The 14,580-nt window shown below is 62.8% G+C and carries 13 protein-coding genes; all 13 read right to left on the reverse strand.

Going from position 1 to position 14,580, the window contains the following annotated elements; genetic code table 11:
* Nucleotides 1–23: 23 nt before the first annotated feature.
* Nucleotides 24–2,174, reverse strand: coding sequence for a DNA polymerase III subunit gamma/tau (locus AACH55_RS19085; protein WP_338716217.1), 2,151 nt, complete (start codon nucleotides 2,172–2,174; stop codon nucleotides 24–26).
* Between the two features lie 96 nt (nucleotides 2,175–2,270).
* Entirely contained in the window at nucleotides 2,271–3,242 is a 972-nt protein-coding gene (locus AACH55_RS19090; protein ID WP_338716218.1) for a sensor domain-containing diguanylate cyclase, read from the reverse strand.
* A 193-nt stretch (nucleotides 3,243–3,435) separates the two neighbouring features.
* A complete protein-coding gene (locus AACH55_RS19095) occupies nucleotides 3,436–3,813 on the reverse strand; it encodes a helix-hairpin-helix domain-containing protein (RefSeq protein ID WP_338716219.1) in 378 nt (125 codons plus the stop codon).
* A gap of 131 nt (nucleotides 3,814–3,944) precedes the next feature.
* Nucleotides 3,945–4,880: a D-glycero-beta-D-manno-heptose-7-phosphate kinase gene (gene rfaE1 / locus AACH55_RS19100; RefSeq protein WP_338716220.1), complete on the reverse strand. Its 936-nt coding sequence runs from the start codon at nucleotides 4,878–4,880 to the stop codon at nucleotides 3,945–3,947.
* Between the two features lie 37 nt (nucleotides 4,881–4,917).
* Nucleotides 4,918–6,297 (reverse strand): UDP-glucose/GDP-mannose dehydrogenase family protein, encoded by a 1,380-nt coding sequence (locus AACH55_RS19105; RefSeq protein ID WP_338716221.1) that lies wholly within the window; start codon nucleotides 6,295–6,297, stop codon nucleotides 4,918–4,920.
* 36 nt (nucleotides 6,298–6,333) lie between these two features.
* Complete coding sequence (gene lapB, locus AACH55_RS19110; RefSeq protein WP_338716222.1) at nucleotides 6,334–7,509, reverse strand: lipopolysaccharide assembly protein LapB; 1,176 nt, start codon at nucleotides 7,507–7,509, stop codon at nucleotides 6,334–6,336.
* A 16-nt stretch (nucleotides 7,510–7,525) separates the two neighbouring features.
* Nucleotides 7,526–7,852, reverse strand: coding sequence for a LapA family protein (locus tag AACH55_RS19115; RefSeq protein ID WP_338716223.1), 327 nt, complete (start codon nucleotides 7,850–7,852; stop codon nucleotides 7,526–7,528).
* Nucleotides 7,853–8,166: 314 nt separating this feature from the next.
* Entirely contained in the window at nucleotides 8,167–8,472 is a 306-nt protein-coding gene (locus AACH55_RS19120; protein ID WP_006462119.1) for an integration host factor subunit beta, read from the reverse strand.
* Between the two features lie 13 nt (nucleotides 8,473–8,485).
* Nucleotides 8,486–10,201, reverse strand: a complete 1,716-nt coding sequence (gene rpsA / locus AACH55_RS19125; protein WP_081441923.1) for a 30S ribosomal protein S1 — start codon at nucleotides 10,199–10,201, stop codon at nucleotides 8,486–8,488.
* 216 nt (nucleotides 10,202–10,417) lie between these two features.
* Entirely contained in the window at nucleotides 10,418–11,086 is a 669-nt protein-coding gene (gene cmk, locus AACH55_RS19130) for a (d)CMP kinase (protein ID WP_338716224.1), read from the reverse strand.
* 57 nt (nucleotides 11,087–11,143) lie between these two features.
* Nucleotides 11,144–12,475, reverse strand: coding sequence for a 3-phosphoshikimate 1-carboxyvinyltransferase (aroA, locus tag AACH55_RS19135; RefSeq protein ID WP_338716225.1), 1,332 nt, complete (start codon nucleotides 12,473–12,475; stop codon nucleotides 11,144–11,146).
* Nucleotides 12,476–12,556: 81 nt separating this feature from the next.
* Nucleotides 12,557–13,444 (reverse strand): prephenate dehydrogenase/arogenate dehydrogenase family protein, encoded by an 888-nt coding sequence (locus AACH55_RS19140; protein WP_338716226.1) that lies wholly within the window; start codon nucleotides 13,442–13,444, stop codon nucleotides 12,557–12,559.
* 39 nt (nucleotides 13,445–13,483) lie between these two features.
* A complete protein-coding gene (pheA, locus tag AACH55_RS19145) occupies nucleotides 13,484–14,557 on the reverse strand; it encodes a prephenate dehydratase (protein ID WP_338716227.1) in 1,074 nt (357 codons plus the stop codon).
* Nucleotides 14,558–14,580 lie beyond the last annotated feature (23 nt).

The raw sequence follows: 14,580 nt of genomic DNA on the forward strand, positions 1-14,580 counted from the left end.
CGGCCGGCGCTCGCGTGCACGTCTCACAACGCCTGGATCGACCCCGGCACGATGGTGGCGCCGAACTCGCGCATCATGCTCATGACGAAGGGATCGCTCTTCATCTTCTGTTCGGCCCGGCGCTGGCGCTCGGCACGTTGGGCCTCGGCCACTGCATTGGCGGTATCGGCTACGGCACCGATCTCGGTCTCGACGCGGATTTCCTTACCGAAACGCTCGGACAGCGCCGCCACCAGTTTTTCCACGCTGCCGGAAGAACGCAGGGTTTCCAGCGGGATACGCAGGTGGAAGCAGACATTGCCGCCATTGAGTGCTTCGCAGCGCACCAGTTCACTCTGGAAGGCCATCTGATGCGCCACGCCGCGCAGCGCGGTGAGGCTGGCGGCCAGCGTCGGCCAGTGACCATCCCACCCCAGTTCGGCGGCGATGCGTGCGGTTTCCTGCTGCTGCGCCGGGGTGGCGGCCGGGCGCTGGGGAGCGGGCGGCTCTGCGGCGGCGGCAGGTGCGGGAACGGTGTCTCTTCTTTCTTCAGCCAGCTCGGGCATCGGCGCGGACGGCGGCATCGCTGCCGAGCCTGTGTCGTCTTCCCACGGCGGGATGGCGTCGAAGGGCGGCGGCTCGGGCATATCGGGGGGCATCGGCGCGGCGGCACGGCCCGTCCTGGCGGGTGCTGCTGCCGGGGCTGACACGGCGGGCGCGCTGGGCGTAGCTGCCGGGATGGCCGACGCAACGGAGGGTGCAGAGGCAGGCGCAGCCGCTGCGGGCCGCGCTGCTGCCTTGCCGCCCTTGCCACCGCGCAAGGCCATCAGCGCCGCTTCGCGGGCCGAGGTGGGAGCCGCAGGCGCGGCGGGTTGATCCGCGGCGGACGGCGCCGCAGGGGCAGGTGCCAGCGCTGCCGTTTCGGCTCTGGCCGGTGGCGCTGCTGACGCGGGAACCGCCGACGGTTGCGCGCGGCTGACCGGTGCGCTGGTCACGGCGGCCTGCGGAGCCAGCAAGGGAGCGGCCTGGCGCGGCGTGGCCGCACGGCCGCCGCCCGGCGCGGGGGCTGCAGGCACCGGCGCAGTGGCGCTGGCACTGACCGGGCGGAAGGCCAGCATGCGCAAGAGCGTCATGCTGAAACCTGCATATTCGTCAGGGGCCAGGCCCAATTCATTGCGGCCATGCACGGCGATCTGGTAGAACAACTGCACATGTTCCGCACTGAACTGGCCAGCCAGGCGCAGGATATCTTCGCGGTGGGGCAAATCATCGGCGAGTGCGGCCGGCACGGCCTGGGCCAGGGCGATCTGGTGCAGCAAGGTGCCGAGATCCTGCAAAGCGGCGTTGTAAGACAGGCTGCGGGTAGCCATGTCATCGGCCACGCCCAGCAAGGCGGCGCCATCCTGCGCCGCCAGTGCATCGAGGATGCGGATCAGGTAGGACTGGTCGAGTGCACCCAGCATGCCCTGCACGGCTTCCAGCGTGACCTTGCCGGCGGCATAGGCGATGGCCTGGTCGGTCAGCGAGAGCGCATCGCGCATGGAACCGGAAGCGCCCTGCGCCAGCAGGCGCAGCGCGGGCGGATCGAACTCGATGCCTTCCTGGTTCAGGATGTTGTCGAGATGGCCGATGATGTGGCCGGGCGGCATCTGCTTGAGGTTGAACTGCAGGCAGCGCGAGAGCACGGTCACGGGAATCTTTTGCGGATCGGTGGTCGCCAGGATGAACTTGATGTGCTCGGGCGGCTCTTCCAGCGTCTTCAGCATGGCGTTGAAGGCGTGGTTGGTGAGCATGTGCACTTCGTCGATCATGTAGACCTTGAAGCGCGCGTTTGAGGGCGCATAGATGGCCTGCTCCAGCAGTTGCGCCATCTCGTCCACGCCGCGGTTGGAGGCGGCGTCCATCTCGATGTAGTCGACGAAGCGCCCGGCATCGATGGCCACGCAGGCTTCGCATACGCCACAGGGCGCGGCGGTGATGCCGCCGCTGCCATCGGGGCCGACGCAATTGAGCGACTTGGCCAGGATGCGCGAGAGCGTGGTCTTGCCCACGCCACGGGTGCCGGTGAAGAGATAGGCGTGGTGCAGCCGCTGCTGTTCAAGCGCGTGCGTCAGCGCGCGCACGACATGCTCCTGGCCGACCAGGGTGTCGAAGCTGCGGGGACGGTATTTACGGGCGAGAACTTGATAAGACATGGAGTGGCTGCTGTCGGCTTTTTGGCTCAGGGGGGCATTTTAAGCTATTTCGCCGCCGCCAACGCCTTTGCCTGCATCCACCCTGCTCTGCCCCGGTCAGGCTGGCGCGCTGCGCGCCTTCTTGCATTCGTAAATCGCCTCATCGGCTTGCCCCATCAGGGTGGCCAGATCAGGATGGCGCGCCTCATCGTACTGGGCGACGCCCACACTGTACTCCAGCTGATATTGACGCTGGCCGCGCTGGTTGAAGGCCGCCACGGCCTGCTGCAGATGTTGCAGAACGATGGCCGCATCAGCCTTGGCGGTATTGGTCAGGAACGCCGCGAATTCGTCACCGCCCAGGCGGCCGATGACATCCGATTCGCGCAGATTGCTCATCAGCAGGCCGGCGAAGTCGCGCAATGCCAGGTCGCCTGCGGCATGACCGAAACGGTCGTTGATCTGTTTGAAATGATTGAGATCGAAACCCAGCATGCAGGCCGGGCGCCCCGTACGCTTGCTGACCGCCATGGCATGCCGGACCAGCGATTCGAAACCGCGCCGGTTGGATATGCCAGTAAGCTCATCCATGGAGGCCAGCCTCACGGCGGCCATTTCTTGCTCGACCATCGCCGCCAGATCCTTCAACAGGCACTGCTCATCGGCATCGAAACTGCGTGGCACGGTATCGACCAGGCACAAGGTGCCGAGCATGAAGCCGCTTTCGCTCCTGATGGGGCAACCTGCATAGAAACGGATGAAGGGTTCGCCCGTCACTTGCGGGTTCCCGGCAAAGCGTGCATCGAGCCGGGCATCGGGCACGATGGTCAAGTCTTCATGCAGGATGGCGTGGGCACAGAAGGAAATATCGCGCGAGGTCTCGGTGGCGTCCCCCATTCCCACGCAGGATTTGAACCATTGACGATGCACGTCAATGAGCGTCACCACCGCCATGGGCACATCGAACAGCCGCCGCGCCAGGCGGGTCAGCCGGTCAAATCGCTCTTCACGGGGAGTATCGAGGATGCGCAGCGAATGCAGGGCGTCGATACGGGCGGCTTCATTGGCGGGTAGCTCAGCAATTCTCATGGTCATCAGCACGGAATGGACATTGTTACCGACGTTAACGACAGGCTGCGGCCCACTTTAATCCCAATTTTTTGGAGAAACAAGAATAAGTTGTTCACAACTTCGTATCAAAATGTGAAGCCCAAATCCAGCTTGTCCCTGTCTTTTCGATATTGAAAACGGCAGGCTCCCCCGCTCCCTGGCCTGCCTTGGCTCACTTGCCGGCCGCCGGCTTGTCTGCTGCCTTCTCCTCGGCCTTGTTCTCAGCGCGTGGGGCTTTGGCTGGCTTGCCTTCCTTGGCCACCGGTGCTGCCGCACCCACCTTGGGCTGGCCGTTGACCGTCAGGCCATTGGCAGAAAGCTTCACTGCGGCCTTGTCCTTGATGCCCTTGACGCGCTTTTCCAGATCGCTCCAGTCCTTGAAGGCGCCGCCCTTCTGGCGTTCTTCAAGAATGCGTTTGGACATGGCCGGACCGATCCCGCGCACGCCATCCAGGGCGGCCTGGTCGGCCTTGTTGACGTCCACTTCGGCCCAGGCCAGGGCGGTCGCGGCGAAGAAGCTGAGAATGAACAACAGGGTTTTCTTCAACATGATGCTTCCTTTCGACTTTCAACGTTCGGTTGGAGGAAAAACAAAGGGCAGCCCCCGGAAGTGGACTGCCCTTGCTCAACGAAAACCGAACCAGCCTGTTGACCGAAATCCAGCTAGAAATACCCTGCAAATCAGCCCGCCAGCAACTCCTCGCAAGTAACGGTCGCCGTGCCCAGCTTGCCGACCACGATACCGCCAGCACGATTGGCCATGGTCACCGCATCGACCAGCGAAGCGCCCGCGCCCAGCATCACGGCCAGGGTACCGATGACGGTATCGCCGGCGCCGGAGACGTCATACACTTCGCGCGCCATGGTCGGGAAGTGCGTGACTTCGCCCTCGCGGTACAGGCTCATGCCTTCTTCCGAACGGGTCAGCAGCAGCGCTTCCAGGTTCAGCTCGGCACGCAGCTTCTGGGCCCGGGCGGTGAGATCTTCCTCGTTCTTCCACTGGCCGACGATACGCACCAGCTCGGACTTGTTGGGGGTGAGGACGGAGGCACCGGCATAGCGGGCGAAGTCATCCCCCTTGGGATCGACCAGGATGCGCTTGCCGAGCTTCTTGGCGGTGGCAATCATCTCGGCCACGTTGACCAGACTGCCCTTGGCATAATCGGAAAAGATGATCACATCGTAGTCCGCCACGAGTGAATTGAATTGCGTGAGCTTGTCGCGCAATACGGTATCGGTGGGGGCTTCTTCGAAATCGATGCGCACCAGCTGTTGCTGGCGGCCGATCACGCGCAGCTTGACGATGGTGGAGATGCTGGCGTCGCGGTTGAGATGGCTGCGGATGCCCATCTCGCCGAGCATGCTCTGCATCACGCGCGCCGGCTCATCGTCGCCGGTCACGCCCAGCAGGGCCGTCTGCGCGCCCAGGCTGGCGGTATTGCGGGCAACGTTGGCGGCGCCGCCGAGGCGCTCTTCCTTGCGCTCGACCCGCACCACCGGGACCGGCGCTTCGGGCGAAATGCGGTTGACTTCACCGAACCAGTAGCGGTCCAGCATGACGTCGCCGACGATGAGAATGCGCGCCGAATTCCAGGCAGCTGCAAGGTTCTTGTCCACGATGTTATCTACCTTCTTGTTCAGATTGGCGTGCGCCTTATTGCACGCGGGCTTGCAGTGAACGGCCAATGCCGTAGTACTCGATACCGCTGTCGGCCATGAGCTGCGGATCGAACAGATTGCGGCCGTCGAAGATGACCGGGCTGTTCAGCGCCGCCTTGACGCGTTCCAGATCGGGGCTACGGAAGGCTTTCCATTCGGTGACGATGGCCAGCGCGTCGGCACCTTGCAAGGCATCCATGGGCGAGGCGGCAAAGCGGATCTGCTGCAGGCGGGCGCTGTCATCGGCGAAATCCAGCTCCAGCACGCGCGCAGCTTCCTTCATGGCGACCGGATCATAGACTGCCACGGTGGCGCCACGGCGCACCAGTTCACCAATGAGCACGCGCGAGGAAGCCTCACGCATGTCGTCGGTATTGGGCTTGAAGGCCAGACCCCAGATGGCGAAGTGCTTGCCGGAGAGATCGTCGCCGAAACGCTTGACGACCTTCTTGCCCAGCACGTGCTTTTGCAGATCGTTGACCTGCTCGACGGCACGCAGGATCAGCAGCGACTGATCGTAGTCGCGCGCGGTGCGTTCCAGTGCCTGCACATCCTTGGGGAAGCAGGAGCCACCGTAGCCGCAGCCGGCATAGAGGAAGCTGTGGCCGATACGCGGGTCCGAGCCGATACCGTGGCGTACCGATTCGATGTCGGCGCCGACACGATCGGCCAGGTTGGCCAGTTCGTTCATGAAGGAAATGCGCGTGGCCAACATGGCGTTGGCGGCGTACTTGGTGAACTCGGCCGAGCGCACGTCCATCCAGTAGGTACGTTCATGATTGCGGTTGAAGGGGGCGTAGAGCTTCTTCATCAGGGTCTGCGCGCGCAAGCCTTCGGCGGTCTGGTCGTGACCGATGACGATACGGTCGGGGCGCATGAAGTCTTCGACGGCTGCGCCTTCCTTCAGGAATTCGGGATTGGAGACGACCGAAAAACTCAGCTCGGTCTTGCCGCGCTGAAGCAGTTCCTCCTTGATCGCCGCCGTCACCCGGTCAGCGGTACCGACCGGCACGGTGGACTTGTCGACCACCACCTTGAAGCCTTCCATGTAACGGCCAATGTTGCGGGCTGCGGCCAGCACGTATTGCAGATCGGCCGAGCCATCTTCATCGGGCGGCGTACCGACGGCGATGAACTGGATGTCGCCATGCGCCACGCTGGCGGCTACATCGGTGGAGAACTGCAGGCGGCCGGCGGCGCGGTTGCGCGCCACCACTTCTTCCAGGCCAGGTTCATGGATGGGGATGCCACCGTTGTTGAGGATGTCGACCTTGCGCTGGTCGACGTCCAGGCAGAACACGTCGTTGCCCAGTTCAGCCAGGCAGGCGCCGGTCACGAGGCCGACATAGCCCGTGCCGATGATGGTGATTTTCATGGTAGATCCAGAGTTCAAATACGGCCCGCAAGGGCCTCAATTCATGACGTTCAATTCTTCGGTACGACGCGGCGGGTAAGTCTCCCACTGGCTGCAGCCCGGGCATTGCCAGTAGAACTGGCGCGCCTTGAAGCCGCAATGGCTGCACTGGTAGCGCGCCAGCTTCTGCGTATAGCCATGCACCAGGGTCTTGACCACGGCCAGCTCGGGCTGCACCGTCTGGGGCGCACTCATCATGCGCGCCTCCAGGAACTTGTCCAGACCCAGCAGCGTGGGGGTGCGACGCAATTCGTCACTCACCAGCACGTTGGCGGGATCGATGCCATCGGCATCCAGTACGGCCTTGAAGACCACTTCCAGCAGGTCGATCGAGGGCGCCTCGGCGAGGTAGGCACGCAGCAGGTTGATACCCTCCTGGGGACGGCCTACGGCGATATAGCCATCCATCAGGCGCTGCGCCACCAGGGCAGTGTGCGGCACGCTCTGGTGCTCGACGCGGCGCCAGGTTTCCAGCGCGCCTTCGATGTCGCCCTTGGCGCGCAAGGCGTCGCCCATCAGCATGGTAGCGCGCACGCTCTTGCGGTCGGCGGCCAGGGCCTTGTCCAGCAGGGCCATGGCGGCTTCGGTATTGGTGCGCACCAGTTCGTCGGCGGCCAGTTCGCAGTAGAACTGGGCGATCTCGCGCTGGCGGCCGCCGGCGCCGGTAGCCTGCAGGATTTCGGCGGCGGAGATGGCGCGTTCCCACTCCTTCTCGCGCTGGTAGATTTCCAGCAGGGCGCGGCCCGCCTGGGCGCTGAAGGAGGTGTCGATGAGCTTGTTGAAGGTTTCTTCGGCGCGGTCCAGCAGCCCCGCCTTCAGGTAATCCTGGCCCAGTTCGTAAAGCGCATGGCCCTGGTGCTCGGCCGGCAGATCAGGCCGCGCCAGCAGGTTCTGGTGCACGCGGATGGCGCGCTCGGTTTCGCCGCGGCGGCGGAACAGATTGCCCAGGGCGAAGTGCAGTTCCACCGTTTCAGGGTCCAGCTTGACGATTTCGATGAAGGCATCGATAGCCTTGTCGGGTTGCTCGTTGAGCAGGAAATTGAGACCCTTGAAGTAGCCGCGCGGCAGGGTGCGGGATTCCGACAGCAGCTGGTTGATATCCACCCGCGCGGCAATCCATCCCAGGCCGAAGAAGACCGGGATGCCAAGCAACCACCAAAATTCAAATTCCATAAACAGTGAGGGGCAATTAGAGGATGTGCTGCGCGGTGATCACGCTGTCAGGTTGCGGCGGCTGGGCCTGCACCTGGGCGATCTCTTCCTGCTGCTTCTGGACTTGCGACAGCGCCTTCTTGTAGCGCGCAGCTTCGCGGCGGTGACGCAGCGCCAGCGGCGCCATGGCCAATACGCCCAGCACCGCACCCACCACGAAGAAGGCCAGCAGCACCAGCACCAGCGGGTCGGTACGTTCATAGCCGAGGAAGAAATGCAGGGTCACTTCCTGGGTATTGCGCAGCGCGAAGAAAAAGAAGAACACGAACAGGATGGCCGCGATCAATCGGGACAGTATTTTCATGGCGTAATCCTTTCTGGCGGGTCGTGGTATTGCCGCTGAGCATGAACGAGCGGGACGATCGCTCCGCAGCATTATTACGCTGGCCGGAAAAATGGCGCCTGTTTCACGCGCATTCCCGGGCAATCCAGGGCAAATCGGGATTGTACGTGAAAAAAAACGGCATCCAAAGATGCCGTTCATTTTGTTGATCTGCCTTTACACCCGTTCACCTCGCAGTGTGCGAGTGTGCAGCTTTCAACCGATGTTACTGCTCGCGGGCGCAGAAAACTTCATCTGCGCACCGCAAGAACTGCCTGGTCACAGGCCCAGCCGGGTCAATCCTCGCGGATTGGCTGGCCGACCATCGCATCGACGCGTTCGCGCAATTCCTTGCCCGGCTTGAAGTGGGGGACCCGTTTTTCGGGGACCATCACCTTGTCGCCGGACTTGGGATTGCGGCCGATACGCGGCGGACGGCGGTTGAGCGCGAAGCTGCCAAAGCCACGGATCTCGATGCGCTGGCCGGTCGCGAGTGCGTCGACCATGGCATCGAGGATGGTTTTGACCGCGTAATCCGCATCCTTGGCGACAAGTTGCGGATAACGCTCAGCCAGACGGGCGATCAGCTCCGACTTCGTCATCGTGACCGGAAGATCAGTTCTTGTTGTCGAGCTTGGCCTTCAGCAGCGCGCCCAGGCTGGTGGTGCCCGAAGCAGCGTTGGAGTCAGCCGACATCTTCTGCATGGCTTCCTGGGTCTCGGCGTTGTCCTTGGCCTTGATCGACAGCTGGATGCTGCGAGCCTTGCGGTCGATGTTGATGACCAGGGCTTCGACGGAATCGCCAACCTTCAGGTGGGTACCGGCATCTTCCACGCGGTCGCGGGAGATTTCGGAAGCGCGCAGGTAGCCTTCGACTTCGTCGGTCAGCTGGATCACGGCGCCCTTGGGCTCAACCGACTTGACGGTACCGGTCACGATCGCACCCTTGTCGTTCAGGGCGGCGAAGTTGTTGAACGGATCGCCTTCCAGTTGCTTCACGCCCAGGGAGACGCGCTCGCGTTCCACGTCGATGGCCAGCACAACGGCTTCCAGCTCGTCGCCCTTCTTGAACTTGCGCACGGCTTCTTCGCCAGCTTCGGTCCAGGACAGGTCGGACAGGTGCACCAGGCCGTCGATATTGCCCGGCAGGCCGATGAACACGCCGAAGTCGGTGATCGACTTGATCGAACCCTTGACCTTGTCGCCCTTCTTGTGGCTCATGGCGAAGTCGTCCCACGGGTTCGGCTTGCACTGCTTCATGCCCAGGGAGATACGACGACGCTCTTCGTCGATTTCCAGAACCATGACTTCCACTTCGTCGCCCAGCTGGACAACCTTGTTCGGGGCCACGTTCTTGTTGGTCCAGTCCATTTCGGAGACGTGCACCAGGCCTTCGATGCCTTGTTCGACTTCCACGAATGCACCGTAGTCGGTCAGGTTGGTGACCTTGCCGAACAGGCGGGTGCCTTGCGGGTAGCGACGCGACAGGCCGGTCCACGGATCGTCGCCCAGTTGCTTCACGCCCAGGGAGACGCGGTTCTTCTCTTGATCGTACTTGAGGACCTTGGCGGTGATTTCCTGGCCAACCGACAGCACTTCCGACGGGTGACGCACGCGACGCCATGCCAGGTCGGTGATGTGCAGCAGGCCGTCGATGCCACCCAGGTCAACGAACGCACCGTAGTCGGTGATGTTCTTGACGATACCGGTGACGACGGTGCCTTCCTTCAGGGTTTCCATCAGCTTGGCGCGCTCTTCGCCCATCGAGGCTTCGATCACGGCACGGCGCGACAGAACGACGTTGTTGCGCTTGCGGTCCAGCTTGATGACCTTGAATTCCAGGGTCTTGCCTTCGAACGGGGTGGTGTCCTTGACCGGACGGGTGTCGACCAGCGAACCCGGCAGGAAGGCACGGATGCCGTTGGTCAGAACGGTCAGGCCGCCCTTGACCTTGCCATTGACGGTACCAGTGACGATCTCGCCGGACTCCATCGCCTTTTCCAGCGAGAGCCACGATGCCAGACGCTTGGCCTTGTCGCGCGACAGGATGGTGTCGCCGAAACCGTTTTCCAGGGATTCGATCGCAACGGAGATGAAGTCGCCGACGTTGACTTCGACTTCGCCGTTGTCGTTCTTGAATTCTTCAACAGGGATGAACGCTTCGGACTTCAGGCCGGCGTTGACGATCACGAAGTTGTGATCCAGGCGCACGACTTCTGCCGAGATGACTTCACCCGAACGCATGTCCTGACGCGACAGCGATTCTTCGAACAGAGCAGCAAATTCGCTGGAGGTATCAACACCTGCAGCGATAACGGTAGTGGTAGACATAAAAGAAAGTAAGAAAGATTGGCCGGTATCCGTGTGATGCAATCAGGCTGACTTGCACTGCCGTCTTCGTTGCCGCCGACGACATGGGTACTGGGTTAGGTTTATCAACACCCGTCAGACTTTGCATCTGCCGGGCACCAATGGCACTACGGGTACAACAAGGACTTGCCCGTTATGGGGCCGCAAAGTACCGTTTCAAGCAGCTTGCAACGGCCTTCAGTGCCCCAGGGCAGCGTACCAGCTGAGTACCTGCTGCACCGCTTCGTCAGCGGTCATGTCGGATGTATCCAGGTGATATGCGCCCTCCGCAGCCTTCAAGGGGGCCGACGAGCGATTCATGTCGCGTTCGTCGCGCTCCTTCAAATCTCTGGAGAGGTCTTCGATATTAGCAGAAAAACCCTTGTCAATCAATTGCTTATAGCGCCTTGTGGCGCGCGCCTCTACACTGGCGGTCAAAAATACCTTCAGACGGGCGCCCGGAAAGATGACGGTGCCCATATCCCGGCCATCGGCGACCAGCCCGGGAGGCTTCCTGAATGACAACTGCAGGCCATACAAAGCCTGGCGCACGGTGATCAGCGCGGCGATCTTGGAGGCGGTATTGCCGACCTTTTCTGCGCGGATGGCCTGGGTCACGTCTTCATTGGCCAGGAAGATATGGGCGCCATCGAAATGGCAGTGCAGGTGCTCGGCCGCCTTGGCCAGGGCGTGTTCATCATCCAGGGCTACGCCGCGCCGCAACACGGACAGCGCCGTCAAGCGGTACAGCGCGCCCGAATCCAGGTAATGGAAGCCCAGTTCCCGGGCCACCTTCTGTGCCACCGTGCCCTTGCCGGAGGCGGTCGGGCCATCGATGGTGATGACCGGTATCTTTGCTTTTTCCATAGCCTGAACCCCTTATCTGTGAATAATTTAGCTTAATTCCGTTAAACACAGGGTTTATCAGATCAAGGTTTGTTCGGCAATCTTTTTGAAGACCTCGAAGTAATCGGGGAAGGTCTTGGCCACACACTTGGGGTCGTTGATGCGGATACGGGCGCCTTGCCGCAATGCACCATCCAGCGCCGCCAGCGAGAAGCACATGGCCATGCGGTGGTCGTCATAGGTGTCGATGGCGGCCGTGCCGATCTCGGCTGGAGGCGTCACCGTCAGGTAGTCAGGGCCCTCCTCCACCTGCGCGCCCAGCTTGCGCAATTCGGTCGCCATAGCCGAAAGGCGGTCGGTTTCCTTGACGCGCCAGCTGGCGATGTTGCGCAGTGTGCTGGGACCGTCGGCATACAGCGCAGCCACGGCGATGGTCATGGCCGCATCCGGAATGTGGTTGAAGTCGGCATCGATGGCCTTCAGCGGGCCATTGGAAGACGCCTCGATCCAGTTCTCGCCCATGGTGATGGTGGCGCCCATCTGTTGCAGCGCTTCGACGAAGCGCACGTCGCCCTGGATGCTGTCGCGACCCACGCCCTCGACCCGGATCGGGCCGCCCGTGATGGCACCCGCCGCCAGGAAATACGAGGCCGACGACGCATCGCCCTCGACGTGGATGCTACCGGGGCTGCGATAATGCTGGCCCGGCTTGACGGTGAATTGTTGCCAGCCGTCACGCTCGACTTCCACGCCGAAGCGGCGCATCAGGTTCAGGGTGATCTCGATGTAGGGCTTGGAGATGAGTTCGCCAACCACCTCGATTTGCATCGCCTCTTCGCGCGCCATCAGGGGAGCCGCCATCAGCAAGGCCGTCAGGAACTGGCTGGAGACGTTGCCGCGCACCTTCATGCGCGCCGATGTCAGCTGGCCACGGCGGATGTGCAGCGGCGGGTAGCCCGGATTGCCGGTGTAGTCGATGTGCATGCCCACCGCGTTCAAGGCATCCACCAGATCGCCGATGGGACGCTCATGCATGCGCGGCACGCCATGCAGGGTGTAGTCACCGCCCAGCACGGCCAGGGCCGCCGTCAGCGGGCGGATCGCGGTGCCGGCATTGCCCATGAAGAGATCGGCCTGGTGCACCGGCAGCACGCCGTTGACGCCATGGACGATGTAATCCTGGGTGCCTTCGATCTGCTCCCACTTCACGCCCAGGGTCTGCAGGGCCATCAGCATGACCAGGGTATCGTCGGAGGCCAGCAGGTCGAAGATGCGGGTGGTCCCGCCCGAGAGGGCCGCCAGCAGCAGGATGCGGTTGGAGATGCTCTTGGAGCCGGGCAGCTTGACCGTGCCTTGCACGTGATGCACCGGGGCCAGGTCGATATGACGGGGATAGGAAGCTTGTTTCATCTTGGTTGCTTTTCTGTGGATGAGTCGGTGGAGCAATCCGGCCGCCCGGGCGGCCGTCACATCGTTGCCGGGAAGAATGATTCAGGAAGCCTTGCGTTCGGCCGCTTCGATGGCCGCCGCCCACTGCAGCCGCGCATGCTGGGCATTGGCATAGACCCGCTCGATGGCAGCACCATCGCCTGCCGCAATCATCTCCCGGATGCCCTGCAATTGCACCAGGTAGGCATCGACTTCGGTGAGCAGCGCATCGCGGTTGGCCAGCGTGATGTCGCGCCACATCTCCGGCGAGGAAGCGGCAATCCGGGTGAAATCGCGGAAACCGCTGGCAGCGTACTGGAACAGCGTGTCGGCATGCGGCTTGGCGGCGATGTCGTCCACCAGCGCGAAGGCCAGCACGTGCGGCAGATGGCTCACTGAAGCGAACACCGCATCATGCTCCTGCGGCGAGAGACGATGGATGATCGCGCCACAGGCACGCCAGGCTTGCGCCACAGTCTCGACGTCAGCATCGCGGTTCTCGGGCAAGGCGGTGATGACCACCTTCTTGCCTTCATACAGTTCGGCCAGCGCGGCTTCCGGACCATGTTTTTCACGGCCCGCAATCGGATGCGCCGGGACGAACTGCGCAATGCGCTCCCCCAGCGCCTTGCGGGCGGCAGCCACCACATCGCTCTTGGTACTGCCGGCGTCGGTGACGATGGCCCGGGCATCCAGATGCGGCTTGATGGAAGCGAGGATGGCTTCGGTCTGCGCCACCGGCGCGGCCACCAGGATCAGGTCGGCGCCGGGGACGGCAGCGGCCGCATCGGTGGCGATGGCATCGATGATGCCCAGCGCGCGCGCACGCTCCAGGCTGGCCAGCGAGCGGCCCACGCCGACGATGTGCGCGGCCTGGCCGGCACGACGCAGGGCCAGGGCGAACGAGCCGCCGATCAAACCCACGCCGAAGATGACGACTTTCTTGAACACGTTGAATTCAGCCTTGAAGAGTGGCAGGACGACAGGCGCTCACAGGCCCAGCGGATAGGAGCCCAGCAGCTTGAAGAAGGCGGCATTCTGGCGCAGTTCTTCCAGCGCCTTGGCAACCTTTTCATCCTGCTCGTGACCTTCCAGATCGACGTAGAAATAATATTCCCACGCCCCCATGCGGGCCGGACGCGACTCGAAGCGCGTCATCGACACGCCATGACGCGCCAGCGGCGCCAGCAGGTTGTAGACCGCACCGGCCTTGTTGGGCACCGACAGCACGATGGAAGTCTGGTCACGGCCCGACGGCGCCGTGCGCAAACGGCCGATCACGGCAAAGCGGGTACGGTTGTGCGGATCGTCCTGAATGTGGGCATTGACGGTTTGCAGGCTGTACTTCTGGCCGGCGATTTCACCGGCGATGGCCGCCACGCTTTTATCTTCACCTGCCATGCGCGCGGCCTCGGCGTTGGAGGCCACCGCCTGGCGCTCGATGGCAGGATAGTTCATATTGAGCCAGGCATTGCACTGGGCGAGGGCCTGCGAGTGGGCGCAGATGCGGGTGATGCCGTCCATGTTGCCGCTGGCCGTCATCAGGCTGTGATGCACGGGAATGGCCACTTCACCGCTGATGGTCAGGGTGGTTTGCAGCAGCAGATCGAGGGTGCGATTGATCACGCCTTCGGACGAATTCTCGATGGGCACCACGCCGAAATCGGCGGTACCGGCTTCGGCATCGCGGAACACTTCATCAATCGACACACACGGCAAACCCTCGATGGCATGGCCGAACTGCTGGTACACCGCCTGTTCGCTGAAGGTGCCTTCGGGGCCGAGGTAGGCCACCGTCACGCGCTTTTCCAGCGCGCGGCAGGCCGACATCACTTCGCGGAAAATGGTCTGGATATCGGTACCCAGCAAGGGACCGGGATTGCGGTCGGCGGCGCGGCGCAGCACCTGGGCTTCGCGCTCGGGGCGGAACACCGGGGCGTTGGTCTCGGCCTTGACGTGGCCCACTTCCTGCGCGACGCGCGCGCGCTGGTTCAGCAGGTCGAGGATCTGCGCATCGATGGCATCGATCTTCTGGCGCAGGGGCAGCAACTTGTCGTCACTCATCTTGCTCTTTCAGTGTCTGCAGG

It is taken from the genome of Herbaspirillum sp. DW155, from assembly GCF_037076565.1.
In the GTDB taxonomy this organism is placed as follows: Bacteria; Pseudomonadota; Gammaproteobacteria; order Burkholderiales; family Burkholderiaceae_D; genus Herbaspirillum.